This is a genomic window from Propioniciclava coleopterorum, assembly GCF_011393335.1.
Classification (GTDB): domain Bacteria; phylum Actinomycetota; class Actinomycetes; order Propionibacteriales; family Propionibacteriaceae; genus Propioniciclava; species Propioniciclava coleopterorum.
The window spans coordinates 2,997,639-3,023,087 of sequence record NZ_CP049865.1; the positions used below are offsets into that span (position 1 = coordinate 2,997,639).

18 protein-coding genes, 3 rRNA genes and 1 pseudogene are annotated in these 25,449 nt (G+C 69.6%); 20 read left to right on the plus strand and 2 right to left on the minus strand.

From position 1 onward, the window contains the following. The first annotated feature begins 89 nt into the window (after positions 1-89). The 10 genes from argC to rrf all read left to right on the plus strand — a co-directional run bounded on the left by argC (position 90) and on the right by rrf (position 13,561). Positions 90-1,121: an N-acetyl-gamma-glutamyl-phosphate reductase gene (gene argC / locus G7070_RS14260; protein WP_166234287.1), complete on the plus strand. Its 1,032-nt coding sequence runs from the start codon at positions 90-92 to the stop codon at positions 1,119-1,121. Beyond that, positions 1,118-2,272, plus strand: a complete 1,155-nt coding sequence (gene argJ, locus G7070_RS14265; RefSeq protein WP_166234288.1) for a bifunctional glutamate N-acetyltransferase/amino-acid acetyltransferase ArgJ — start codon at positions 1,118-1,120, stop codon at positions 2,270-2,272. The genes argC and argJ overlap by 4 nt, the downstream gene beginning before the upstream one ends. Beyond that, positions 2,269-3,171, plus strand: coding sequence for an acetylglutamate kinase (gene argB / locus G7070_RS14270; RefSeq protein ID WP_166234289.1), 903 nt, complete (start codon positions 2,269-2,271; stop codon positions 3,169-3,171). Before argJ ends, argB begins: the two co-directional genes overlap by 4 nt. Beyond that, entirely contained in the window at positions 3,168-4,340 is a 1,173-nt protein-coding gene (locus tag G7070_RS14275; RefSeq protein WP_166234290.1) for an acetylornithine transaminase, read from the plus strand. Before argB ends, G7070_RS14275 begins: the two co-directional genes overlap by 4 nt. After that, positions 4,337-4,840 (plus strand): arginine repressor, encoded by a 504-nt coding sequence (locus G7070_RS14280; RefSeq protein WP_166234291.1) that lies wholly within the window; start codon positions 4,337-4,339, stop codon positions 4,838-4,840. Before G7070_RS14275 ends, G7070_RS14280 begins: the two co-directional genes overlap by 4 nt. Beyond that, on the plus strand, positions 4,837-6,252 hold the full coding sequence (argH, locus tag G7070_RS14285; RefSeq protein WP_166234292.1) for an argininosuccinate lyase: 1,416 nt from the start codon (positions 4,837-4,839) through the stop codon (positions 6,250-6,252). Before G7070_RS14280 ends, argH begins: the two co-directional genes overlap by 4 nt. Before the next feature lie 51 nt (positions 6,253-6,303). Continuing rightward, the gene (tyrS, locus tag G7070_RS14290) at positions 6,304-7,569 is read left to right on the plus strand and encodes a tyrosine--tRNA ligase (RefSeq protein WP_166234293.1); all 1,266 of its coding nucleotides are present in this window, start codon (positions 6,304-6,306) and stop codon (positions 7,567-7,569) included. 692 nt (positions 7,570-8,261) lie between these two features. Next, positions 8,262-9,777 (plus strand): 16S ribosomal RNA (locus G7070_RS14295). Between the two features lie 397 nt (positions 9,778-10,174). Further along, positions 10,175-13,291: ribosomal RNA gene (locus G7070_RS14300) — 23S ribosomal RNA — on the plus strand. Positions 13,292-13,444: 153 nt separating this feature from the next. Further along, positions 13,445-13,561: ribosomal RNA gene (gene rrf, locus G7070_RS14305) — 5S ribosomal RNA — on the plus strand. The 16S, 23S and 5S rRNA genes sit together here, the layout of an rRNA operon. A gap of 1,625 nt (positions 13,562-15,186) precedes the next feature. On the opposite strand, the gene G7070_RS14310 is transcribed toward rrf, so the two are convergent. Further along, a complete protein-coding gene (locus tag G7070_RS14310; RefSeq protein ID WP_166234294.1) occupies positions 15,187-16,116 on the minus strand; it encodes a hypothetical protein in 930 nt (309 codons plus the stop codon). Here G7070_RS14310 and G7070_RS14315 point away from each other — a divergent pair. The 10 genes from G7070_RS14315 (at position 16,057) to G7070_RS14360 (ending at position 24,086) form a co-directional block, all read left to right on the plus strand. Then, on the plus strand, positions 16,057-16,713 hold the full coding sequence (locus G7070_RS14315; RefSeq protein WP_166234295.1) for a hypothetical protein: 657 nt from the start codon (positions 16,057-16,059) through the stop codon (positions 16,711-16,713). The genes G7070_RS14310 and G7070_RS14315 overlap by 60 nt on opposite strands. Then, positions 16,710-17,708 (plus strand): HAD-IIA family hydrolase, encoded by a 999-nt coding sequence (locus G7070_RS14320; protein WP_166234296.1) that lies wholly within the window; start codon positions 16,710-16,712, stop codon positions 17,706-17,708. The genes G7070_RS14315 and G7070_RS14320 overlap by 4 nt, the downstream gene beginning before the upstream one ends. A gap of 129 nt (positions 17,709-17,837) precedes the next feature. Beyond that, positions 17,838-18,461 carry a biotin transporter BioY gene (locus tag G7070_RS14325; RefSeq protein ID WP_166234297.1) on the plus strand — a complete coding sequence of 208 codons (624 nt, stop codon included), beginning with the start codon at positions 17,838-17,840 and terminating at the stop codon, positions 18,459-18,461. Continuing rightward, complete coding sequence (locus G7070_RS14330; RefSeq protein ID WP_166234298.1) at positions 18,458-19,168, plus strand: energy-coupling factor ABC transporter ATP-binding protein; 711 nt, start codon at positions 18,458-18,460, stop codon at positions 19,166-19,168. The genes G7070_RS14325 and G7070_RS14330 overlap by 4 nt, the downstream gene beginning before the upstream one ends. 2 nt (positions 19,169-19,170) lie before the next feature. Beyond that, entirely contained in the window at positions 19,171-19,785 is a 615-nt protein-coding gene (locus tag G7070_RS14335; RefSeq protein WP_166234299.1) for an energy-coupling factor transporter transmembrane component T family protein, read from the plus strand. A 10-nt stretch (positions 19,786-19,795) separates the two neighbouring features. After that, on the plus strand, positions 19,796-20,017 hold the full coding sequence (locus G7070_RS14340; protein WP_166234300.1) for a hypothetical protein: 222 nt from the start codon (positions 19,796-19,798) through the stop codon (positions 20,015-20,017). Continuing rightward, positions 20,014-20,754, plus strand: coding sequence for a TlyA family RNA methyltransferase (locus G7070_RS14345; protein WP_166234301.1), 741 nt, complete (start codon positions 20,014-20,016; stop codon positions 20,752-20,754). The genes G7070_RS14340 and G7070_RS14345 overlap by 4 nt, the downstream gene beginning before the upstream one ends. Positions 20,755-20,763: 9 nt before the next feature. Next, positions 20,764-21,699 carry an NAD kinase gene (locus G7070_RS14350; RefSeq protein WP_166234302.1) on the plus strand — a complete coding sequence of 312 codons (936 nt, stop codon included), beginning with the start codon at positions 20,764-20,766 and terminating at the stop codon, positions 21,697-21,699. Further along, complete coding sequence (recN, locus tag G7070_RS14355; protein ID WP_166234303.1) at positions 21,699-23,384, plus strand: DNA repair protein RecN; 1,686 nt, start codon at positions 21,699-21,701, stop codon at positions 23,382-23,384. The genes G7070_RS14350 and recN overlap by 1 nt, the downstream gene beginning before the upstream one ends. 204 nt (positions 23,385-23,588) lie before the next feature. Next, positions 23,589-24,086 carry a DUF3145 domain-containing protein gene (locus tag G7070_RS14360; RefSeq protein ID WP_166234304.1) on the plus strand — a complete coding sequence of 166 codons (498 nt, stop codon included), beginning with the start codon at positions 23,589-23,591 and terminating at the stop codon, positions 24,084-24,086. A 68-nt stretch (positions 24,087-24,154) separates the two neighbouring features. Here G7070_RS14360 and fabF read toward each other — a convergent pair. Next, positions 24,155-25,410: pseudogene (fabF, locus tag G7070_RS14365) on the minus strand (beta-ketoacyl-ACP synthase II). Positions 25,411-25,449 lie beyond the last annotated feature (39 nt).

The following is a 25,449-nucleotide window of genomic DNA, read 5'->3' on the forward strand; positions in this document are numbered from 1 at the left end:
CGGCGAACCGCGGCGCGGACGACGGCGAGGTCCCCGCGCGGGCGACAACCCGGGTGGCATTTTTATTCCGATGACTGCATACTCATGCTATGACGATCAAGATCGCAGTCGCGGGCTGCACCGGCTACGCGGGCGGTGAGCTGCTGCGCCTCCTGGCCACCCGGGACGACGTGGAGATCGGCGCGTTGACCGCCAAGACCTCGGCCGGCACCAAGCTCGGCCAGCACCACCAGCACCTGACGACCCTGCTGGACCGCGACGTCCTCGACACCACGCCCGCCAACCTCGCCGGTCACGACGTGGTCTTCCTGGCCCTCCCGCACGGGGCGTCGGCCGAGGTGGCCGCCTCGCTGGGCGAGGACGTCCTGGTCATCGACTCCGGCGCCGACTTCCGGCTCGAGTCCGCGCAGGACTGGGCCGCCTTCTACGGCACCGAGCACGCGGGCACGTGGCCCTACGGCCTGCCCGAGCTGCCCGGGCAGCGCGAGCGGTTGGCCGGGAGCCGCCGCATCGCCGTGCCGGGCTGCTTCCCGACCACGATCACGCTCGCGCTGGCGCCCGCCGTCTCCGCCGGCATCGTCGACGGCCACGACGTGGTCGCCGTCGCGCCGACCGGCCCCTCGGGCGCGGGCAAGTCGCTCAAGCCGCACCTGCTCGGCGCGGAGCTGATGGGGTCGGCGTCCGCCTACGGCGTGGGGGGCGTCCACCGGCACGTCCCGGAGATCCTGCAGAACCTGCGCAAGCTCGGCGCCGCCGCGCCGACCCTGTCCTTCACGCCGGTGCTCGTGCCGATGAGCCGGGGGATCCTGGCCACCGTCTCCGCGCCGCTGTCGGGCCCCACGACGGTGCAGCAGGTCCGGGACGCCTACGCGTCCGCCTGGGCCGACGAGCCCTTCGTCACCCTGCTGCCCGAGGGGCTGTGGCCGCAGACCCAGTCCGTGCTGGGCAGCAACTACGTCCACGTCCAGGTGGCGGTCGACGAGGCCGCGAACCGGCTCGTGGTCGTCGCCGCGCTCGACAACCTCGCCAAGGGCACCGCCGGCGGCGCCATCCAGTCCATGAACATCGCCCTGGGCCTCCCCGAGACCCAGGGCCTCACCACGATGGGAGTCGCCCCGTGAGCGTCACCGCAGCCCGCGGATTCCAGGCCGCCGGCGTCGCCGCCGGCATCAAGGCCTCCGGACGCCGCGACCTCGCGCTGGTCCGCAACGTCGGACCCTCCCGGGTCGCCGCCGGCGTGTTCACGTCCAACCGGTTCAAGGCCGCCCCGGTGGTCTGGTCGATCGACGCGCTGGCCGGCGGCGAACTCGACGCGGTCGTCCTCAACTCCGGGGGCGCGAACGCGTGCACCGGCGCCGACGGGCTGGCCGACGCCCGCGACACGGCGACGGTGACGGCCTCGGTCCTCGACAGCAGCCCCGACCGGATCGCGGTCTGCTCGACCGGGCTCATCGGCGTCCGGCTCCCCATGGACGCCGTGGTCTCCGGCGTCAAGGCCGCCGCGGCCGAACTGTCGGAGGCCGGCGCGACCGCGGCCGCCGAGGCGATCATGACGACCGACACGGTGAGCAAGCAGGCCGCCGCGGCGTCCGAGGCGGGCTGGAGCGTCGGCGGGATGGCGAAGGGCGCCGGGATGCTGGCGCCCGCGCTGGCGACCATGCTGGTGGTGCTGACCACCGACGCCGACCTGACCGCCGAGCAGGCGGACGCCGCGCTGCGGGCCGCGACCCGCGTCACCTTCGACCGCACCGACTCCGACGGCTGCATGTCCACCAACGACACCGTGATCCTGCTCGCCAGCGGGGCCTCCGGCGTCGCCCCGGACGCCGAGGAGTTCACCGCCGCGCTCACGCACGTGTGCGCGTCGCTGGCCCGCCAACTGCTCGCGGACGCCGAGGGCGCCAGCCACGACATCGCGGTGACGGTGGTGAACGCGGCGACCGAGGACGACGCGCTCGACGTCGCCCGCGCCGTGACCCGCTCGAACCTGTTCAAGACCGCGATCTTCGGCAACGACCCCAACTGGGGGCGCGTCCTGGCCTCGGCGGGCACCTCGCGCGCGACGTTCGACCCCGAGCAGGTCAGCGTCTCGTTCAACGGTGTGAAGGTGTTCGACCGCGGCGGCCTGGGGGAGGACCGCTCGCTGGTGGACCTGACGCCGCGGGAGGTCGTGGTCGAGATCGACCTGGCCGCCGGCCCGGAGCAGGCGACCGTGTGGACCAACGACCTCACCTACGACTACGTCAAAGAGAACGCGGAGTACTCCTCATGACCCCCATCACGACGCGCACCGCCCAACTGCAGAGCGAGATCTACACCAAGGCGGGCACGCTCATCGAGGCGCTGCCCTGGCTGGAGAAGTACGCGGGCAAGACCATCGTCATCAAGTACGGCGGCAACGCGATGACCAGCGACGCCCTCAAGCGGGCCTTCGTCGAGGACGTCGTGTTCCTGCGCCGCTGCGGCGTCCGGCCCGTGGTCGTGCACGGCGGCGGGCCGCAGATCAACGCGATGCTGCAGCGCCTCGACATCCCCTCCGAGTTCAAGGGCGGCCTGCGGGTCACCACCCCGGAGGCGATGGAGGTCGTCCGGATGGTGCTGGTGGGGCAGGTGGGCCGCGAGCTGGTCGGCCTGCTGAACGCGCACGGGCCGCTGGCCGTGGGCATGTCCGGTGAGGACGCCGGGCTGTTCACCGCCCAGCGTCGCGGCACCGTCGTGGACGGCCAGCCCGTCGACCTGGGAAGCGTCGGCGAGGTCGTCGACGTCAACAGCGCCGCCGTGGCGGACCTGATCGAGGCCGGCCGCATCCCCGTGGTCGCCTCGGTCGCCCCCGACGCCTCGGGCGCGGTGCTCAACATCAACGCCGACACGGCGGCCGCCGCCCTGGCCGCCGGACTGCACGCCGAGCGGCTGCTGGTCCTGACCGACGTGGAGGGCCTGTTCAGCAACTGGCCCAGCACCGACGAGATCATCGCCTCGATCAACACCACCGAACTCCGGGCGATCCTGCCGAACCTCTCCAGCGGCATGATCCCCAAGATGGAGGCGTGCCTGGCCGCGGTGGAGGGCGGCGTCCCGCTGGCCACGATCGTGGACGGCCGCCGCCCGCACTCGCTGCTGCTGGAGATCTTCACGGACGAAGGAGTCGGAACCATGGTGGTGCCCGCATGACCGGCCAGGCGATGCTCGGCCGCTACGAGACGGCCCTGATGAACACCTTCGGGACGCCGCCGCGCGTCCTCGAGCGCGGCGAGGGCCCCTGGGTCTGGGACGTTGACGGAACCCGCTACCTCGACCTGCTGGGCGGCATCGCGGTCAACGCGCTGGGCCACTGCCACCCGCGCCTGGTGGCGGCGATCGCCGAGCAGGCCGGGACGCTCATGCACGTCTCGAACCTCTTCACGACCGCGCCGCAGATCGAACTCGCCGAGCGGCTGGACGCCCTGGTCGGCGGTTCGCTCCCGGCCCGCACGTTCCTCGCGAACTCCGGCAGCGAGGCGAACGAGGCCGCCCTGAAGGTCACCCGGCTCACCGGCCGCAGCCGGATCGTGGCGATGGAGGGCTCCTTCCACGGCCGGACGCTCGGCGCGCTGTCGCTGACCTCCACCGAGAAGTACCGGGCGCCGTTCGAGCCGCTGCCGGGCGGCCCGGTCGTGTGGGTGCCCTACGGCGACGCCGACGCGCTGCGCGCCGCGGTGGACGACCGGACGGCCGCGGTCGTGATGGAGCCGCTGCAGGGCGAGAACGGCGTCGTCGAGGCGCCCGAGGGCTACCTGGCCCTGGCCCGCGAGCTGTGCGACGCCCATGGCGCGCTGTTGTGGTTCGACGAGGTGCAGACGGGCGTCGGGCGCACCGGCGCCTGGCTCGCGTCCGCGGCCCAGGGTGTCCAGGGCGACCTGGTCACGCTGGCCAAGGGGCTCGGCGGCGGGTTCCCGGTCGGGGCCTGCATCGCCGTGGGTCGGGCCGCGGAGCTGATGAAGCCCGGGCAGCACGGCACGACGTTCGGCGGCAACCCGCTGGCCGCCCGAGCGGCGCTGACGGTTCTCGACATCATCGAGTCCGAGGATCTGCTGGCGCACGCCACCCGGACCGGAGAGTGGCTCGCCGCGGCGATCGAGGGCCTGGGCCTGCCGCAGATCGACCATGTCCGGGGGCGGGGGCTGCTGCGCGGCGTCGTCCTGACCGAGGAGATCAGCGCGCGCGTCGCCGCCCGCGCCCTGGAGGCCGGGTTCATCATCAATGCGCCGCGTCCCGGCGTGCTGCGGCTCGCGCCGCCGCTGATCGTCACCCCCGACGAGCTGCAGACCTTCGTCGACGCGCTGCCCGCGCTCGTCGCGTGAGCGATCGCGCGGTGCCCGGGACGAAGGCCGCCCGGCAGGGCAGGATCGTGGAACTGCTGACGCGGCGGGCGATCCGGTCCCAGACCGAGCTGGCCGATCTGCTGGCGGGCGAGGGCTTCGGCGTCAGCCAGGGCACGCTGTCGCGCGACCTGGTCGACGTCGGGGCGGTGCGGCTGCGCTCGGCGTCCGGCGAGCTGATCTACGCGGTGCGCGACGTCGAGGCAGCCGACGTCGGCCGGGCGCAGGCGCGGCTGGCGCGGCTGGCGTCCGAACTCATGCTGAGCGCGGAGGCGTCGGCGAACCTCGTCGTGCTCAAGACGCCTCCGGGCGCGGCGCAGTTCCTGGCCTCGGCCATCGACCGCGCCGGACTGGACGCGGTGCTCGGTACCATCGCCGGGGACGATTCGATACTGCTGGTGAGCCGCGACCCGCTGGGCGGGGCGGCGCTGGCCGAGGACCTGCTCGCGTTCGGCGCGGGCCAGAAGGGGAGCGACGTATGAGCGAGGCCGGTCAGGGACGGCTGTGGGGCGGACGGTTCGACGGGGGACCCGCCGAGGCGATGTTCGCGCTGTCGAAGTCCACGCAGTTCGACTGGCGACTGGCGCACCTCGACATCGCCGGCTCGCGGGCCCACGCCAAGGCGCTGCACCGCGCCGCCCTCCTCACCGACGCCGAGTTGGCCGACATGCTGGCCGCCCTCGACCGGCTGGACGCCGACGTCGCGTCCGGCGCCTTCGTGGCGGCCGACACCGACGAGGACGTCCACGGGGCGCTGGAGCGCGGCCTGATGGAGCGCGCCGGGCACGAGCTCGGGGGACGCCTGCGCGCCGGCCGCTCGCGCAACGATCAGATCGCGACGCTGATCCGCGCCTACCTGCGCGAGGAACTGCTCGTGGTGGCCGCCGGCGTGGCCGACGTGATCGAGGCTCTGGCCGGGCAGGCGCGCACCCACCTCGGCGTCCCGATGCCCGGGCGCACCCACCTGCAGTCCGCCCAGCCGGTGCTGCTGAGCCACCACCTGCTCGCCCACGCCTGGCCGCTGCTGCGCGACCTGGACCGCCTCCGCGACCTGGACGCGCGGCTGGCCCAGTCGCCCTACGGGTCGGCGGCGCTGGCGGGCACCTCGCTGGGGCTGGACCCGGAGTTCGTCGCCGCCGAACTCGGCTTCGCCGGCTCGGTGCCGAACTCGATCGACGGCACCGCCGCGCGCGACCTCGTCGCGGAGGCGGCCTTCGTGCTGGCGATGATCGGGGTGGACCTGTCCCGCATCAGCGAGGAGGTCATCCTGTGGTCCACGGTCGAGTTCGGCTTCGCCAAGCTCGACGACGCGTGGTCGACCGGCTCCTCGATCATGCCGCAGAAGAAGAACCCCGACGTGGCCGAACTGGCCCGCGGCAAGGCCGGACGCCTCATCGGCAACCTGACGGGCCTGCTCGCGACGCTGAAGGGGCTGCCGCTGGCCTACAACCGGGACCTGCAGGAGGACAAGGAGCCGATCTTCGACGGGCTTGACCAGCTCCGCATCCTGCTGCCCGCCGTCGCCGGCATGGTCGCCACGCTGCAGTTCCAGCCGGAGCGGATGGCGGAGCGCGCCCCGCAGGGGTTCTCGCTCGCCACCGACGTCGCCGACTGGCTCGTGCGGCAGCGCGTCCCGTTCGCCTCGGCGCACGAGATCGCCGGCAAGGCCGTCCAGTACTGCGAGGACCGCGGCATCGAGCTCACCGACCTGACGCCGGACGACCTGGGCGCGATCGACGGGTCCCTGACGCCCGACGTGCTGGGGGTCCTGACCGTCGCCGGCTCGATCGACGCGCGCGACGGCCGCGGCGGCACCGCCCGCGTCCGGGTCGCCGAGCAACTGGACGAGGCGGCCGCGGCGCTGGCCGACCACCGCGCGCGGATCGGCGGCTGACGGGACACCGTTCCGGGCGGGCGCGCACGGGCTCCGATAGGCTCGGGCCCCGTGAACGCACTGATCGACGAACTGCAATGGCGGGGGCTCATCGCCCATTCGACGGACCTGGACGCCCTGGGCGCCCACCTCGACGAGGGACCCGTCAGCGCCTATGTGGGCTTCGATCCGACCGCGCCGTCCATCCACATGGGCAACCTGGTCCAGTTGATGCTGATGCGTGCGCTGCAGCGCGCCGGCCACCAGCCGTTCCTGCTGGTCGGCGGCTCCACCGGCCTCATCGGTGACCCGAAGCAGGCCGGCGAGCGCGTGATGAACGACGCCTCGGTGGTTGAGGGTTGGGTCGAGCGGATCCGCGCGCAGGTCGGCGGCCTCATCGACCTGGACGGCCAGCGCGGTGCCCGGCTGGTGAACAACCTGGACTGGACGGGGCGCATCAGCGCGCTCGACTTCCTGCGCGACGTCGGCAAGCACTTCTCGGTGAACCGGATGCTCGACCGCGAGGTCGTGAAGTCCCGCCTCGACTCCGGCATCAGCTACACCGAGTTCAGCTATGTGCTGCTGCAGTCGCTGGACTTCCGCGAGCTCTACCGCACCCACGGGGTCACCATGCAGACCGGCGGGTCGGACCAGTGGGGCAACATCACGGCGGGCATCGACCTGATCCGCCGGTCCGAGGGCGGCAAGGCTCACGGCATCGGGACGCCGCTGCTGACCAAGGCCGACGGGACCAAGTTCGGCAAGACCGAGTCCGGGACGGTCTGGCTCGACCCGGAGATGACCTCGCCCTATGCCTTCCACCAGTACTTCCTGAACGCCGAGGACGCCATGGTGGTCTCCTACCTCAAGGTGTTCAGCGAGCGCCCCCGCGACGAGATCGACGAGATCGCCCGGCAGCAGGAGGAGAAGCCCTTCCTGCGCGTGGCGCAGCGCGCGCTGGCCGACGACATCACCGACCTCGTGCACGGACGCCCCGAGCGGGAGTCGGCCGAGGCGGCGGCGGCGGCGTTGTTCGGACGCAGCGAACTCGCGGAGCTGGACGACCGCACGCTCGCCGCGGTCGCCAAGGAGCTGGGAGCGGCCACCGTCCCGGCGGGGGAGAGCCTGCCCAGCGTGGTCGACGCGCTCGTGACCGCCGGCGTGGTGCCGTCGAAGTCGGCCGGCCGCCGGGCGATCGACGAGGGCGGGGCGTACGTGAACAACGTCAAGGTCACCGACCCCGACGCGGTGCTCAGCCCCGACGACCTGCTCGGAGGCCGGTACGCGATCGTCCGCCGCGGCAAGAAGACCGTCGGGGCGCTGGAGTTCCAGCGCTGAGGCGTCGCCGCACGGCCGATCGCCCACACCCACGCCAGGGGAGGTTCCACGGGAGCCTCCCCTGACGCATATCCGGACGTCGGCCCGTGGCTCCGGCTACTCGGGCATCGGTGCCGGCTGCGACGCCCGTGCAAGCGCTCACCACCAAGGCTCAGGCACGCCCCGTCCGGGCCGTCAAGAGGCTCGGCAACACCGTTGCCCGCTCCCAACGGCGTTTGGATGAGGAGGGCCGCCGCCCGATTGGTGTTGGCGTCCTGGTTCGTGTAATGTTCCTCAAGCACTCGGGGCACCGAGGACTTCGGTCCGAAGGATCTCCGAGGGTCATCCACACCGACAGTGAGCCCTCCACGGGGGGTCGCCGAACGTGGGATGTGCCGGGATCGAGAAACACCGGATTTGCACCGGGATTCACGGGCTGGTAAGTTAGGTCGAGTGCCTCACCGAGGTTCAGGAGCCCTGAAAGGGCGCTGGAACTGGGTGTGTGTGTCGGAAGTTTGAGAACTCAACAGCGTGCTTAGGTCAATGCCAGTGGCCAGACGATCGACCCTTCTGGGTTGTGGTTTTGGTTCATATTTGTTGCACACAACCTTCATGGTTTGTGTGTCCTCGTTGACCAACCTTTTGTGGTTGGTTTTCTTTTGAGATTGATGTAACAACCTTTTTTAGGGTTGGGTTTCATCTCTCATCGTTTTTCGATGGAGAGTTTGATCCTGGCTCAGGACGAACGCTGGCGGCGTGCTTAACACATGCAAGTCGAACGATGATCCCTTCTTCGGTTGGGTGATTAGTGGCGAACGGGTGAGTAACACGTGAGTAACCTGCCCTCCACTTCGGGATAACTGTGGGAAACTTCAGCTAATACCGGATATTCAGCTTTCACCTCATGGTGGTTGTTGGAAAGATTTTTTGGTGGGGGATGGACTCGCGGCCTATCAGCTTGTTGGTGGGGTAATGGCCTACCAAGGCGGTGACGGGTAGCCGGCCTGAGAGGGCGACCGGCCACACTGGGACTGAGATACGGCCCAGACTCCTACGGGAGGCAGCAGTGGGGAATATTGCACAATGGGCGAAAGCCTGATGCAGCAACGCCGCGTGCGGGATGACGGCCTTCGGGTTGTAAACCGCTTTCACCAGGGGCGAATTTGACGGTACCTGGAGAAGAAGCACCGGCTAACTACGTGCCAGCAGCCGCGGTGATACGTAGGGTGCGAGCGTTGTCCGGATTTATTGGGCGTAAAGAGCTCGTAGGTGGTTTGTTGCGTCGGAAGTGAAAACACAGGGCTTAACTCTGTGCTTGCTTTCGATACGGGCAGACTTGAGGAAGGTAGGGGAGAACGGAATTCCTGGTGGAGCGGTGGAATGCGCAGATATCAGGAGGAACACCAGTGGCGAAGGCGGTTCTCTGGACCTTTCCTGACGCTGAGGAGCGAAAGCGTGGGGAGCAAACAGGCTTAGATACCCTGGTAGTCCACGCCGTAAACGGTGGGCACTAGGTGTGGGGGACATTCCACGTTCTCCGTGCCGTAGCTAACGCATTAAGTGCCCCGCCTGGGGAGTACGGCCGCAAGGCTAAAACTCAAAGGAATTGACGGGGGCCCGCACAAGCGGCGGAGCATGCGGATTAATTCGATGCAACGCGAAGAACCTTACCTGGGTTTGACATATGCCGGAAGCATTCAGAGATGGGTGTGCCTTTTTGGCCGGTTTACAGGTGGTGCATGGCTGTCGTCAGCTCGTGTCGTGAGATGTTGGGTTAAGTCCCGCAACGAGCGCAACCCTCGTCCTATGTTGCCAGCGGGTTATGCCGGGAACTCATGGGAGACTGCCGGGGTCAACTCGGAGGAAGGTGGGGATGACGTCAAGTCATCATGCCCCTTATGTCCAGGGCTTCACGCATGCTACAATGGCTGGTACAAAGTGTTGCGATCCCGTGAGGGTGAGCGAATCACGTAAAGCCAGTCTCAGTTCGGATTGGGGTCTGCAACTCGACCCCATGAAGTCGGAGTCGCTAGTAATCGCAGATCAGCATTGCTGCGGTGAATACGTTCCCGGGCCTTGTACACACCGCCCGTCAAGTCATGAAAGTCGGTAACACCCGAAGCCGGTGGCCTAACCGTTGTGGGGGAGCCGTCGAAGGTGGGATCGGTAATTAGGACTAAGTCGTAACAAGGTAGCCGTACCGGAAGGTGCGGCTGGATCACCTCCTTTCTAGGGAGCCTGTACACTCCACCACCTTCTGGGGTGGGGGGTTGTTGTCTTGTTCGTGCCCGTTCGTGGTGCGCAGGATGCCAGGCGATATTTTGTGGAAGCATTGATCGAGTCTGAGGCTTGTTGAGTCCTCGCCGGCTAGTACTACTCCCTTTTGGGGGTGTGGAACGTGGGTGTGGGGGAGGCTGGTCTTGGGTGTGCACGTTGTTGGGTTCTGAAATTTCCGGCCCTGGGCACTGTTTTTGTGTGTCCGGGTGGGGGTTTCTGGGTTTTTCTGTCTCATGGTCGTCGCCGGCGGTTGTTGGTGGTGATGGTGGTGACGGGGTTGTTGTTTGAGAATTGTATAGTGGACGCGAGCATCTTTAAGTAGATTTTTGTTGTTGATCGTTTTGTTTGGTGACAAGCTACTAAGGGCGATCGGTGGATGCCTTGGCATCAAGAGCCGATGAAGGACGTTGTAACCTGCGATAAGCCACGGGGAGCTGGTAAACGAGCTTTGATCCGTGGATGTCCGAATAGGGAAACCTCGAAGATACCGGAGTTATGTCCGGCGACCTCACCCTGAATGTATAGGGGTGTTGGAGGGAACGTGGGGAAGTGAAACATCTCAGTACCCATAGGAAGAGAAAACAAAAGTGATTCCGTGAGTAGTGGCGAGCGAAAGCGGAAGAGGCCAAACCTGGCGTGTGTGATAGCTGGCAGGCGTTGCATGCTGGGGGTTGTGGGAGCATTCGGATCGGGCTGCTGATCGATCGACGAGTGATAAAGGTTGTGCGAAGTTGAACGGTTTGGGAAGACCGACCATAGTGCGTGATAGTCGTGTAAACGTATGTGCAACCCTCGTGAGTGTATTCCCAAGTAACACGGAACTCCTGAAATTCTGTGTGAATCTGGCGGGACCACCCGTTAAGCCTAAATACTCCTTGATGACCGATAGCGGACAAGTACCGTGAGGGAAAGGTGAAAAGTACCCCGGGAGGGGAGTGAAATAGTACCTGAAACCGGTCGCCTACAATCCGTCGGAGCCCTCTTGTGGGGTGACGGCGTGCCTTTTGAAGAATGAGCCTGCGAGTTAGTGGTATGTGGCGAGGTTAACCCGTGTGGGGAAGCCGTAGCGAAAGCGAGTCCGAATAGGGCGATTTAGTCGCATGCTCTAGACCCGAAGCGAAGTGATCTATCCATGGCCAGGGTGAAGCGACGGTAAGACGTCGTGGAGGCCCGAACCCACTTGGGTTGAAAACCGAGGGGATGAGCTGTGGATAGGGGTGAAAGGCCAATCAAACTTCGTGATAGCTGGTTCTCCCCGAAATGCATTTAGGTGCAGCGTCGTCTGTTTCTTACCGGAGGTAGAGCACTGGATGGTCTAGGGGGCCCACAAGCTTACCGAAATCAGCCAAACTCCGAATGCCGGTAAGTGAGAGGACGGCAGTGAGACTGTGGGGGATAAGCTTCATAGTCGAGAGGGAAACAGCCCAGATCACCAGCTAAGGCCCCTAAGGGACTGCTAAGTGGAAAAGGATGTGGAGTTGCGAAGACAACCAGGAGGTTGGCTTGGAAGCAGCCACCCTTGAAAGAGTGCGTAATAGCTCACTGGTCAAGTGATTCTGCGCCGACAATGTAGCGGGGCTCAAGCAGTCCGCCGAAGCTGTGACATTCGCATGTGTACTTGGCCCTTGTGGTCCAGGTGTGCGGATGGGTAGGGGAGCGTCGTGTGTGCGGTGAAGCGGCGGGGTGACCCAGCCGTGGAGCGCACACGAGTGAGAATGCAGGCATGAGTAGCGAAAGACGGGTGAGAAACCCGTCCGCCGAATATCCAAGGGTTCCAGGGTCAAGCTAATCTGCCCTGGGTAAGTCGGGACCTAAGGCGAGGCCGACAGGCGTAGTCGATGGACAACCAGTTGATATTCTGGTACCGGCGTAACAACGCCCGTGTCGAGCACAGTGATACTAAGCACGCAAGATCAATCGTCGGCCGGCTTTGCCGGTCGTGGTTGGTTGAGTCTGTGACCTGAACTGTTAGTAGACAAGCTGCGGAGGGACGCAGGAAGGTAGCCCATCCCACGCGATGGTAGTCGTGGGCTAAGAGTGTAGGACGTCGTGTAGGCAAATCCGCACGATTCATGTCTGAGACTTGATGGCACTGGCATCTACGGATGTTGGTGTGGGTGATCCTATGCTGCCTAGAAAAGCTTCGTGAGCGAGTTGTTAAGCCGCCCGTACCCCAAACCGACACTGGTGGATAGGTAGAGAATACCAAGGCGATCGAGATAATCGTGGTGAAGGAACTCGGCAAAATACCCCCGTAACTTCGGGATAAGGGGGACCTGATCCGTGACCATCCTTGCGGTGGAAAGCGGTGAGGGTCGCAGAGACCAGGCCCAAGCGACTGTTTACTAAAAACACAGGTCCGTGCGAAGTTGTAAGACGATGTATACGGACTGACTCCTGCCCGGTGCTGGAAGGTTAAGGGGAACTGTTAGTCGTAAGGCGAAGCGGTGAACTTAAGCCCCAGTAAACGGCGGTGGTAACTATAACCATCCTAAGGTAGCGAAATTCCTTGTCGGGTAAGTTCCGACCTGCACGAATGGAGTAACGATTTGGGCGCTGTCTCCACCACGAACTCGGCGAAATTGCATTACGAGTAAAGATGCTCGTTACGCGCAGCAGGACGGAAAGACCCCGGGACCTTTACTATAGTTTGGTATTGGTGATCGGTACGACTTGTGTAGGATAGGTGGGAGACTGTGAAGCTCGGACGCTAGTTCGGGTGGAGTCATTGTTGAAATACCACTCTGGTCGTTCTGGTTATCTAACCTCGGACCATGATCTGGTTCAGGGACAGTGCCTGATGGGTAGTTTGACTGGGGCGGTCGCCTCCCAAAAGGTAACGGAGGCGCCCAAAGGTTCCCTCAGCCTGGTTGGCAATCAGGTGTTGAGTGTAAGTGCACAAGGGAGCTTGACTGTGAGACCGACAGGTCGAGCAGGGACGAAAGTCGGGACTAGTGATCTGACGGTGGCGTGTGGAAGCGCCGTCACTCAACGGATAAAAGGTACCCCGGGGATAACAGGCTGATCTTGCCCGAGCGTCCATAGCGACGGCATGGTTTGGCACCTCGATGTCGGCTCGTCGCATCCTGGGGCTGGAGTCGGTCCCAAGGGTTGGGCTGTTCGCCCATTAAAGCGGCACGCGAGCTGGGTTTAGAACGTCGTGAGACAGTTCGGTCCCTATCCGCTGCGCGCGTTAGAGTCTTGAGAAGGGCTGTCCTTAGTACGAGAGGACCGGGACGGACCAACCTCTGGTGTGCCAGTTGTTCTGCCAAGAGCACGGCTGGTTGGCTACGTTGGGAAATGATAACCGCTGAAAGCATCTAAGCGGGAAGCACGCTTCAAGATGAGGACTCTCACCACCTTGAGTGGGTAAGGCCCCCTACAGACCATGGGGTTGATAGGCCAGACGTGGAAGCACAGCAATGTGTGGAGCTGACTGGTACTAATAGGCCGAGGGCTTGTCACACCACCAAACAAACGGTGTAGACGGGCAAAAATCTACGATGACTACGCGTCCACTATACGATATCTGAAACAACAACCCGAGGCTTCGACCCAGGCGTTGAGGTTCAGAACGATCCCCCACACCCGCGGGTGTGGGAAGACAACTCAAGATTGTTTCGGTGGTCATAGCGTGAGGGAAACGCCCGGTCCCATTCCGAACCCGGAAGCTAAGCCTCACAGCGCCGATGGTACTGCACACGGGAGTGTGTGGGAGAGTAGGACGCCGCCGAACACACCCCCCAAACCTCAGGGTTTGAGGATCAACGGGTGGCAGTGCCCCAAAACCAGCAATGGTTTTGGGGGCACACCCATATCCACCGCCACCCAACGACGGATCAATGGGTATCCCGTTGTTGAACGTCTTCCCAGGCCCGGTGACGTCCACACCAACTCTTGCGAGCGTTCCCGAACCATCGGGAACGCTCGTTCGCGTTCCAGGGCGCCGTCGAACCGTCATGGTGCGGTACCAGCGCAGTTTCGGGGTTTGGCTCAGCTGCGACGGGGGTCGTGGGGAACGGCGAGCATCTGACGGGAGCCGCGGCACGAGTTCGACCCCGCCGGCGGGGGCGACTGCTCCTCTTTCCCATCCTGGATCGCCGGGTCAGCCCGGGCGCTGAGGCACGGTCATACAGAAGGAGTGCTGGGACGCACATTTCCTGGGGCCCGCTGTTGACCCGTGTCCGTCCTCGACGGGTGGCGGGGCACTTCCACTTGGTAGTTGGGGCGCCGGCACCCCCGGACTGGTTCTGTCAGACGGATTCTGAGCGAGGTGGACATCCGACAGTGCTGCGCGAGATCACCTCCTCGTCTCTGGGAGCCGTTGTGGAAAGGCCAGCCCGTGGCCCACGTGGTCCGTGAGGGACCGCAGTTGCTGGTTCTTTGCTCCCCGGGAGGGATAACGGCAGACTGGGACGGTGAACGAAGACAACGACCGACGACGCCCCTCCGACCGCGGGGGAGCGGCGACCGACGGGGTCCTGAGCGCGGGCGCTCGGACGGCCAGCGCGGCGGATACGGCCAGCGCGGCAGCGGCGGAGGTCCGCGTCGTAACAATGATCGCGACGGCGGCTATCAGGGCCGCGGAGCGCGCGACGGCCAGGGCGGACCCCGACGCAACGACGATCGGCCGCGCGGCTCCTGGGGCCGTGACGATGATCGCGGGTCATCCGGCAACCGGTCGGGTTCCCGCCCCGGCGGCGCACGGCCGGCGGGTCGGGGTACCGGGCCGCGCCGCGACGACGACCGTCGCGGCGGCGGGCGCTCGGAGGGCTACACCCCGCGCGAGGGCTTCAAGCGCGACGACCGACGCGACGAGGGTTTCCAGGGCCGTGGGCGCTCGGGAGGCTACGGCCGTGACGATGAGGGCCGCGGCCGCTCCGGCGGGTACCAAGGCCGCGGTGGCGGTGAGCGGCGCTCCGGTGGCTTCTCCGACGAGCGACGCGGTGACCGTCCGTTTCAGGGGCGGCGCGACGACCGGGGCCAGGGCGGACGTTCCTTCGGACGTGACGGCGACGACCGTCGCGGTGGGGCCGGACGGCCGTCCTCTGGCCGGGACTTCGGCGACCGTCGCTCGTTCCAGGGCCGTGATGGCCAGGGGGAGCGACGCTCGTTCCAGGGACGTGACCGGGACGATCAGCGCTCGGGTGGGTCCTTCCAGGGCCGCGGCGGGGGCGACCGAGCGCGTTCGTTCGGCCGTGACGGCGAGCGTTCCTTCGGGAACCGGGGTGGCGACGACCGCCGCTCGGGCGGCCGCCCGTTCCAGGGTGATCGGGACGACCGTCGCCCGTACCAGCGGCGCGAGGGTGACGGCGAACGTTCCTTCGGCGGCAACCGTGGTGGCGATGACCGTCGCCCCTATCAGCGGCGCGACGGTGACGACAAGCGCTCCTTCGGGAACAGGGGGGCGACGATCGCCGCTCCGGCGGACGCCCGTTCCAGGGTGGGGACCGTCGCTCGGGTGGCCGTCCGTTCCAGGGTGATCGCGACGACCGTCGCCCCTACCAGCGGCGCGACGACGACAAGCGTTCCTTCGGTGATCGGGACGACGATCGCCGAGGCGGACGCCCGTTCCAGGGCGAGCGGGACGACCGTCGTCCCCACCAGCGTCGCGACGGCGACGACAAGCGTTCCTTCGGGAACCGCAGTGGCGACGACCGCCGCTCGGGCGGCCGCCCGTTCCAGGGCGAGCGGGACGACCGTCGCCCTTACCAGCGGCGCGACGGCGACGGCGAACGTTCCTTCGGGAACCGGGGTGGCGACGACCGCCGCTCCGGTGGCCGTCCCCCGGGGAACCGCGAAGGCGGGGACCGCCGTTTCCAGGGGCGGGACGACCGCGGGTTCCGGGGCCAGGACGAACGGCGCGGCGAGGGCCGCGGGCCGCGTCCCGACCGTCGTGACGAGGACCGCGAGCCGTACGTCCCGCGACCGGGGCTGGCCCGCAAGCCCGACGAGCCCGACACCCCCGAGGACGTCGACCTGCGCGATCTCCCGCGCGCCGTCCGCGCCGAACTGCGGGGCCTCAGCCCCGAGGGCGCCCAGATCGTCGGCGCTCATCTGCTCAAGGCCGGCGAACTGATCGGCACCGATCCTCAGCTGGCCTACGCCCACGCGGAGGCGGCTCGGCGCCGGGCGGCTCGCCTGTCGGTCACCCGCGAGGCGACCGCCGAGGCGGCCTACGCGGCGGGGGAGTACCAGGTGGCCCTCCACGAACTGCGGGCGCTGCGGCGGATGAACGGCGGCAACGAGTTCGTCGCGGTGATGGCCGACTGCGAGCGGGCCCTCGGCCACGCGGACAAGGCGCTGAAGCTCATCAAGGAGGGGCTGGCCGAGCAGCCGGACTTCGCCCAGCGCGTCGAGCTCCGCCTCGTCGAGGCCGGCGCCCGGTTCGACCTGGGTCAGCAGGCCGAGGCGCTTCGCCTCCTCAAGCACGAGATCGAGGCCTCCGCCGGCCGCGGGTCGCGCGCCGCACGGGCGAGCCTCCGCTACGGCTACGCCGACATGCTCGAGCGCACCGGGGACGCCGACGGCGCCGAGCGCTGGTTCGCCGCCGCCGCAGCGCTCGACGAGGAGGGGGCAACCGACGCGGTCGACCGCATCGCGGCCCTCCAGGGTCTCATCCTGCACGTCGACGAGGACGCCCTGTACGACCCGTCCGACGACGAGGCACAGCCGGCCGACTCCGCCGACGAGGACGGCTCCGACGACGAGGGTGAGTTCGACGACGAGGACGACTCGGATGAGGACGACTCCGACGACGAGGGTGAGTTCGACGACGAGGACGACTCGGATGAGGACGACTTCGACGAGGACGACTCCGACGACGAGGACGACCCCGAGGGGCCCGACTCCGACGACGACGATCCCGAGGAGAGCGAGCCGGCGTGACCGAGTTCATCGAGGGCTACGACGGTGCCTTCTTCGACCTGGACGGGGTGCTGTACCGCGGACCTGAGGCGATCCCCGGCGCGGTCGAGGGCGTGGGCCGCCTGCACGAGCGCGGCCTGCGCACGATGTACGTCACCAACAACGCGGCGCGCAGCACCCGGACGGTGTCGGACCACCTCAGCCGGCTCGGCTTCGACGCGTCCGAGCCCGACGTGGTGTCCAGCGCCCAGGCGATGGGCGCGCTGCTGCGCGAGCGGCTGCCGCAGGGATCCCGGGTGCTCGTGCTGGGCACCGACAACCTCGCCGACCACGTCCGCGAGGCCGGCATGGTCACCGTGGACGGCTTCCGCGCCGAGCCCGCGGCGGTCGTCCAGGGCTACGACCCGGCCATGACGTGGCCGCGCCTGGACCAGGGCGCGTTCTCGCTGCAGCGCGGCGCGCAGTGGTTCGTCACGAACACGGACTCGACCCGGCCCGAACGCGACGGGATCGTCCCCGGCGCCGGGACGCAGGTCGCGTCGCTGCGGGCCGCCGTCGACCACGACCCGCAGGCCGTCGTCGGCAAGCCGCACCGGCCCCTGATGGCCGAGGCGATCCGCCGTTCCGGCGCGCAGAACCCCGTGTTCGTCGGCGACCGGATCGACACCGACATCATGGGCGCGCACGCCGTCGGCATCGACTCCTTCATGGTCTTCACCGGCGCCAGCGGCGTCCGGGACCTGTGTTTCGCACCCTCCAACGGCCGCCCGACCGCCATCGGCTGGAACGTGCTGTCGCTGTTCGAGCCGCGCCGCGTCGCGACCACCGCCGACGGCGTCACCCGGTGCGGCGGCGCGACCGTGAGCGTGGACGCCGGGGGACAGGCCCGCATCGAGGGCGACATGGCCTCCACCGAGGGCCAGTTGGACGCCGCCTGGGCGCTGGCGACCCTGCTGTGGAGCGGTGCCGCTCGCGGCGCCGACGACGCCTGGGCCGAGTTCACGCTGCTGCCCTGAGCGCAGCCGCGCGGCGCCGCCCGCACCGGGACGACCGGCGCGGCCGCGTGACCCTGGGAACGGTCCGCGTCGGCGCCGGGCTGCCGTAGAGTGACCCGAGGAAACCACCGCCGACCGAGGGAACACACCATGCCCGGCCGCAAGCCTTCTTCGCTGACGGATCTCGCGCTCGTCGCCGTGTTCGCCGGCCTCATCGCCGCGTTCACGCTGGCCCCCGCGATCCCGGTCGGCCCCGTGCTGGTGCCCATCACGCTCCAGACCCTCGCGGTCGCGCTCACCGCCATGATCCTCGGCCCCTGGCGCGGCTTCGCCGCCACCAGCCTGTACCTCCTGCTCGGCTTCGTCGGGCTCCCGGTGTTCGCGGGCGGGGCGGCCGGCCTCGGCGTCCTGGTGCGGCCCTCGGCCGGCTACCTGCTGTCGTTCCCGATCGCCGCGCTGGTGATCGGCTACCTCGCGCGCCTGTTCGTGCGCCGCTACGGCACCGCCGGACGCCGCTGGCTGCTGCTCGTCGCGGCCGGCCTGGTCGGCGCCCTGCTCGTCACGCACCCGCTGGGCATCCTCGGCATGAGCATCAACGGCCACCTGCCGCTCGGCACCGCCGCCCTGGCCGACCTGGCCTACATCCCCGGCGACATCATCAAGACCGTCGTCGCGGCCCTCGTCGCGGTCGCGGTGCACCGCGCCTTCCCCGACCTGTTCGCGCGGCCCGCCGCCGCGCGGGACGACCGGCGGGCAGCCAGCCGCATCGGATGATCCGGCTCGAGGACGTCAGCGTCCGGGTCGACGTCCCCACCGCGGCCGGCCACGCGCACGCCTGGGTCGCCAAGACCCTGATCGACCGGGTCAGCCTGGCGCTGCCCGAGCGGCGCATCGCGTTCGTGGGCGCCAACGGCTCCGGCAAGTCGACGCTGCTGCGGCTGCTCAACGGGCTGATCCTGCCCTCGGACGGCCGCGTCGAGGTGGACGGGCTCGACCCCGCCACCGACGGCCGCGCGGTCCGCCGCCACGTGGGCTTCGTGTTCACCGACCCGCTCAGCCAGCTCGTCATGCCGACCCCGGTCGAGGACGTCGAGCTGTCGCTGCGCCGCAGCATCCCCGACCGGAAGGCGCGCCGCGCCCGCGCGCTGGACCTCCTCGAGGAACGCGGCCTCGCCCGCGTCGCCGACCAGAGCATCTACGACCTGTCCGGCGGCGAGCGGCAGCTCGTGGCGCTCACCGCCGTGCTGGCCGTGAAGCCCGGCGTCCTCGTCGCCGACGAGCCCACCACGCTGCTGGACCTGCGCAACCGCCTGCGCCTGTACGCGACCCTGGACGCCCTGCCGCAGCAGGTGATCGTCTCCACCCACGATCTGGACCTGGCGCGCCGCGCCGACCGCGTGCTGGTCGTCGAGGGCGGCCGGATCGCCCACGACGGCGCTCCGGCCGAGGCGATCGCCTACTACGAGGGGTCCCAGCGGTGAGGATGGCGCGCACCCTGCTGGGGGTCCACCTGCCCGGCACCACGATCTGGCACCGGCTGGGGGTCGGCTGGAAGTACCTGGTGTTCCTGGCCCTCATCGTCCCCGCGCTCGTGTTCGGCCGCCCCTGGCTGCTCGGCGCGCTGCTGCTGATCGCCGGGCTGCTCCTGGCGAGCGCGCGGGTTCCGCTCCGGCTGGCCCTCGGCGTCCCCTGGCCCCTCGCCGCCCTGCTGGCCGCGCTGGCGGCCTACCACGCCCTGACGGGGCACCCGGAGACCGGCGTCGCGGTCGCCGGGACGACGCTGCTGGCGCTGTACGCGGGCCGCCTCATCCTGTTCACGACCCCGCTGCCCGTCCTGATCGACGCCCTGGTCGCGGCGGCGCGGCCCTTCCGCCGGCTGGGCGCCCGACCCGAACGGTTCGGCCTCGCCGTCGCAGTGCTCCTGCGCTCCGTCCCGTACATCGCGTCGTCCTTCGGCGAGACCCGGGACGCCGTCCGCGCGCGCGGCCTCGAGCGCGGCCTGGCCACGTCGCTGACGCCCGTGGCCATCTCCGCCGTCGCGTACGCCCGGCGCACCGGCGAGGCGCTCACCGCGCGCGGGCTCGGCGACGACGACTAGGCTGCCCACCGTGGAGGAGCATCGAAGCGTCGAGGAGCCCGACGACCGCGACGCGGCCGCACGCGCCGCCGCGCCGCCCCCGACCACGGGCCACGCGGAGATCGACCGGGCGCTCGCCGACCTGGACCTGGGCGAGGACGTCCACCAGCACCACGACGCCTACGCGGCCGCCGTGGAGGCCGTCCAGCGCGCCCTGAACCCGGCCGCGCAGGGTCCCCGGCCGCAGCCGTGAGGCTCGACGCGGCCCTCGTCGCGCGCGGGCTGGCCCGCTCCCGCGGCCAGGCCCGCGACCTCATCGACGCCGGCCGGGTCCACGTCAACGGGGCGGTCGCCCGCAAGGCGTCCGCGGCCGTCGCGGACGCCGACGCCGTCACCGCCGCCCGCGACCCGTGGGTCTCCCGCGCCGCCCACAAGCTGCTCGGCGCCCTCGCGGCGACCGGGACGCAGGTCGCCGGCCGCCGCGTCCTGGACGCCGGGGCGTCCACGGGCGGCTTCACGCAGGTCCTGCTCGAGCACGGCGCGGCGCACGTCCACGCCATCGACGTCGGGCACGGCCAGCTCGTCGCGTCCCTGCGGGCGGACCCGCGCGTGACCGCCCGCGACGGCCTCAACCTGCGCGACCTCACCCTGGCCGACGTCGGCGGCGTGCCCGTCGACCTCGTGGTCGCCGACGTGTCGTTCATCTCGTTGCGGCTGCTCGTCGGGCCGCTGCGCGCCATCACGCGGCCCGGCGGCGAGGCGCTGCTCATGGTCAAGCCGCAGTTCGAGGTGGGACGCGGCGGCCTGGACTCCCGCGGCGTCCTGGCCGATCCGGCCCTGGCGCCCGGACTGGTGGACGCCGTCGCCGCCGCCGCGCAGGCGGCCGGCTGGCGCGAAACCTGGCGCGGGACCAGCCCGCTGCCCGGGGAGAACGGCAACCGCGAGTTCTTCCTCAGGCTCCTCGCCGAGCCCGTCGGCGACGCGCGTTAGGCTGGCGCGGTGAGTCCACGACACATCGCCCTGGGCGTCCATGACCAGCGTCCCGAGGCCGTCGAGGCCGCCTGCGACTTCATCGAGCGACTCCGCCCCCACGGGTTCGTGTGCTGGGTGCGCCAGAGCTTGTTCCCGGTGCTGGCCGATCGGGTCGCGGACGCCGAGGTGCGCCCCTTCACCGACCGCCCCGACACCGACGTCGAGCTCGTCGTGGTCTTCGGCGGCGACGGCACCATCCTGCGCGCCGCCGAGTGGGCCGTCCCGCTGGGCTTCCCCGTGCTGGGGGTCAACCTCGGTCACGTGGGCTTCCTCGCCGAGCTCGAGCCCAGCCAGGCGCACACGTTGGTCGACCGGGTCGTCCACCGCGACTACCGCGTCGAGGAGCGGCTCTGCCTCGCGGTCGAGTTGCGCGCCGCCCGGGACGGCGAGGTGATCTGGTCGAGCTTCGCCATCAACGAGGTGTCGCTGGAGAAGGCCTCCCGGGAGCGCATGATCGAGGTCGTCGTCGACATCGACGGGCACCCGCTGTCCCGGTGGGGCACCGACGGCGTCCTGGTGGCCACGCCGACCGGGTCGACGGCGTACGCCTTCTCCGCCCAGGGGCCGGTGCTGTGGCCGGACCTCGACGCGCTGCTCGTCGTCCCGCTGCTGGCCCACGCCCTGTTCGCGCGCCCGCTGGTCCTCAGCCCGCGCTCGGTCGTCGACGTCACGATGCTGGAGAACCCGCCGACCGGCGGCGTCCTGTGGTGCGACGGCCGCCGCAGCGTCGCCGTGGCGCCGTTCAACCATGTCACCGTGCGGCGCAGCGACCACACCCTCAAGCTGGCCCGCACCTCCGAGCAGCCGTTCGTGCAGCGGCTGGTCCGCAAGTTCGATCTGCCCATCCACGGCTGGCGCGGCAACGCCGAACGGGAGCGGGGCGACGGCGCGGGGCCGCGCTGATGCTGACCGACCTGCGCATCGCCGGCCTGGGCGTCATCTCGGACGCCGCCATCGAGCTCGGCCCGGGCTTCACCGCCGTCACGGGGGAGACCGGCGCGGGCAAGACCATGATCGTGACGGGCCTGGGGCTGCTCACCGGCGAGAAGGCCGAGAGCCGGCTCATCCGCCACGGGGACCAGCGCGCGCTGGTGGAGGGCCGCCTCAGCGCCGACGACGCCATGGCCGACCAGGTCGCCGACCAGGGCGGCGCCGTCGAGGACGGCGAGGTGCTCATCGCGCGCGTCCTCACCCCTTCGCGCTCCCGGGCGTTGGTCGGCGGCGCGCAGGTGACCGTGCCCGGTCTGCTCGACGTGGTGGGGGAGCGGATCACGATCCACGGCCAGAGCGAGCAGTTGCGCCTGGGCACCGCCGACCGCCAGCGCGAGGTGCTGGACGCGTTCGGCGGCCCTGGGGCGGCGGCCGAGTTGGACGCCTACCGCGCCCTGTGGGCGCGGCACCGGGCCGACCACGACGAACTCACCCAGCTGCGGGCCCGGGCGCAGGAGCGGGCCCGCGAGCTCGCCGTGCTGGAGTTCGGGCTGGCCGAGATCGAGAAGGTCGACCCCCAGATCGACGAGGACACCGCACTGCAGGCCGAGGCGCGGGCGCTGCAGTCGGTCGACGACCTGCGGGTCGCGGCCCGGACGGCCGTCACCGCGCTGGCGGGCGACGACGACGCGTTCGACGACGCCCCGACCGCGCTCGGGCTCGTCGCGCAGGCGCGCAAGGCGCTCGGGGCGGTCGCCGAGGACGACCCGGAGGCGGCGGCGCTCGAGCAGCGGATCGCCGAGGCGTCCTTCCTGCTCACCGACGCCGCGGGCGACGTCTCCTCCTACCTGGCCGGGCTGGAGGCCGACCCGGCGCGCCTGGAGTGGATCGCCGGCCGGCTCGCCGCGCTGCAGGGGCTCAGCCGCAAGTACGGCGCGACCATGGCCGACGTGCTCGCATGGGCGCAAGGCTCGGCCGAGGAGGTCGGACGGCTGCAGGGATCGGACGACCGGATCGCCGAGCTCGCCGCCGCCGTCGCCGAGCAGCGCGCCGAGCTGGAACGGCTGGCCTCCGCCGTGGGCGTCCGCAGGCGGGAGTCGGCGGCGCGGCTCGCGGCTCTGGTGGAGGCCGAGTTGGCCGCCCTTGCCATGCCGCACGCCCGGCTGAGCTTCGACGTGCAGCCGCTGCCCGACCTCGGCCCGCACGGCGCCGACCAGGTGACCCTGCTCTTCGCGGCGAACCCCGGCTCGGCGCCCGCCCCGCTGGCGAAGGTGGCCTCCGGCGGCGAACTGTCCCGCGTCCGGCTGGCGCTCGAGGTCGTGCTCGCGGCCGACTCGGCGGGGCACACGTTCGTCTTCGACGAGGTGGACGCCGGGGTGGGCGGGGCGGTCGCGCTCGAGATCGGGCGCCGGCTCGCCCGGCTGGCCCGCTCCAGCCAGGTGATCGTGGTGACCCACCTCGCCCAGGTGGCGGCGTTCGCCGACCGGCACTTCGTCGTCCACAAGGCTGACGACGGCCAGGTGACCACCTCGGGCGTCGCCGAGGTCGCGGGGGAGGCGCGCGTCGACGAGCTCGCCCGGATGATGGCCGGCCTTGAGGGCACCCGCGCCGCCCGGGCGCACGCCTCCGAACTGCTCGCCCAGGCCCACGCCGACTGAGCCGCGCGGCCGCCGTGGGCGCGAGACGATCGCCGGTGGTGGTAACCGCCGCGCGGGCGCGGGGAGGCGGCCGAAGCGCGCTGCGTCGGGCTTGGAGGGGTTCCGGCACGCCGACTTGACAGGTCCGGCACAATGAAGGCGAGCGCAGGCTCCGTGGCCAGGTGATGCAGGGGAAGGCAGCACCGAAGCCGAAGGAGGAGCGCCGTGACCAGGACCCGCGGGATGCTCGCGATCATGTCCGCACCCTCGCCGCTGTGCCCGCACATCGAATGGGCCATCGGCGGGGTCATCGGCGCGCCCGTGACCCTCGACTGGCGCCCCCAGCCCGCCGAGCGGGGCAGCTACCGCAGCGAGTACGTCTTCGCCGGTGCGCCCGGCACCGCCGCTGCGCTGACGAGCGCGCTCAAGCGGTGGCCGCGGCTCCGGTTCGAGGCGTCCCAGGAGGGCAGCCCCGAGTCCGAGCCCGAGCGCTACGCCTACACACCCACGCTGGGGGTGTTCCACGCGCTCACGACGCTGAACGGCGACGTGCTCGTCGACGAGGACCGGATCCGGCGGGCCATGCTCATGGCCGGGTCGGACGCAGACGCCCTCCGCGTGGCCCTGGACGACCTGCTCGGCGCCCCCTGGGACGAGGAACTGGACGTCTTCCGGCAGGCGGGCGAGGGCGAGAGCCTGCGCTGGCTGCACGAGGTCGGCTGAGACGACGAAGGCCCCGGCGAGCAGCGCTCGCCGGGCCTCGTCGCGTCGTCAGACGCGGGTGGTCGTCGTCACGCGGTGGCGTTGGCGTTGGTCACGGCCACGGCGACGTTGTGGCCGCCGAAGCCGAAGCTGTTGTTCAGCGCCGCCAGGTCGCCCTCGGGCAGGCTCCGGGTCGCGTTGGCCGCGATGTCGATCCCCAGGTCGTCCTCCGGGTCCACCAGGTTGATGGTCGGCGGCACGGTGCGGTCCCGCAGCGCCAGCACCGTCGCGACGGTCTCGAGCGCGCCCGCGGCCCCAGCAGGTGGCCGGTCATGGACTTGGTCGAGGTGACGATCACGTCGTCGGTGGCCGAGCCGAGCGCGCGCCGGATCGAGTGTGCCTCGGTCACGTCGCCCTGCGGCGTGGACGTGCCGTGCGCGTTCACGTGCCTGATGTCGGAGGCCGACAGCCCGCTCTCCCGCAGCGCCTTCAGCATGGCGGAGGACTGGCCGTTGCCCGACGGCTCCGGCTGCACGATGTCGTGGTTGTCGTCGGAGACGCCCGCCCCGGCGATGGTGCCGTAGATCTTCGCGCCGCGCGCCCGGGCGTGCTCCAGGGACTCCAGGATCAGGATCGCGGAGCCCTCGCTCAGCACGAAGCCGTCGCGGCCCTTGTCCCACGGCCGCGAGGCGGTCTCGGGGTCGTCGTTGCGCTTCGACAGCGCCTGCATCTGCCCGAACGCCGCCATGGGCAGCGGGTGGATGGTCGCCTCGGTTCCCCCCGCGACGATGATGTCCGCGCGGCCGAGCCGGATCTGGTCCACCGCCAGTGCGATGGCCTCGTTCGAGGACGCGCACGCAGACACGGGGGCGTGGACGGCCGCGGCCGCGTTCACCATCAGGCCGACGTTCGCCGCCGACGCGTTCGCCATCAGCATCGGGATGGTGAAGGGGCTCACCCGCCGCGGGCCCTTGTCCCGGTAGACGTCCCAGTTGCCCAGCAGCGTGTGGAGGCCGCCGATGCCGGTGCCGAGGCACACCGCGAGGGTCTCAGGGTCGATCTCGTTGGCCTCGCCCAGCCCGAGACCCGCGTCCAGCCAGGCCTCCTCGGCCGCGATCAGCGCGAGCTGGGTGTTGCGGTCCAGGCGGCGGGCCTTGACGCGGTCGATCTTCTCGCTCGGGTCGACGGCGACGTGCCCGGCGATCCGGACCGAGAGGTCCTCGGCCCACTCCTCGGTGAGCGCGCGGACACCCGACCGGCCGGCCAGCATGGCGTCCCAGGTGCTGGCCAGGTCGCCGCCCAACGGCGTCGTGGCACCCATGCCGGTGATGACGATCTGCTTCATCGATGTTCCTAACGGGGCTGGTGGAGGGGCCGACGGCGG

Bases quoted from the DNA above. Each gene is read 5' to 3' on its own strand.
- argB (WP_166234289.1), top strand. From the start codon at position 2,269: ATGACCCCCATCACGACGCGCACCGCCCAACTGCAGAGCGAGATCTAC.
- G7070_RS14330 (WP_166234298.1), top strand. From the start codon at position 18,458: ATGATCCGGCTCGAGGACGTCAGCGTCCGGGTCGACGTCCCCACCGCG.
- argC (WP_166234287.1), top strand. From the start codon at position 90: ATGACGATCAAGATCGCAGTCGCGGGCTGCACCGGCTACGCGGGCGGT.
- argH (WP_166234292.1), top strand. From the start codon at position 4,837: ATGAGCGAGGCCGGTCAGGGACGGCTGTGGGGCGGACGGTTCGACGGG.
- G7070_RS14315 (WP_166234295.1), top strand. From the start codon at position 16,057: ATGAACGGCGGCAACGAGTTCGTCGCGGTGATGGCCGACTGCGAGCGG.
- G7070_RS14275 (WP_166234290.1), top strand. From the start codon at position 3,168: ATGACCGGCCAGGCGATGCTCGGCCGCTACGAGACGGCCCTGATGAAC.
- recN (WP_166234303.1), top strand. From the start codon at position 21,699: ATGCTGACCGACCTGCGCATCGCCGGCCTGGGCGTCATCTCGGACGCC.
- G7070_RS14335 (WP_166234299.1), top strand. From the start codon at position 19,171: ATGGCGCGCACCCTGCTGGGGGTCCACCTGCCCGGCACCACGATCTGG.
- G7070_RS14325 (WP_166234297.1), top strand. From the start codon at position 17,838: ATGCCCGGCCGCAAGCCTTCTTCGCTGACGGATCTCGCGCTCGTCGCC.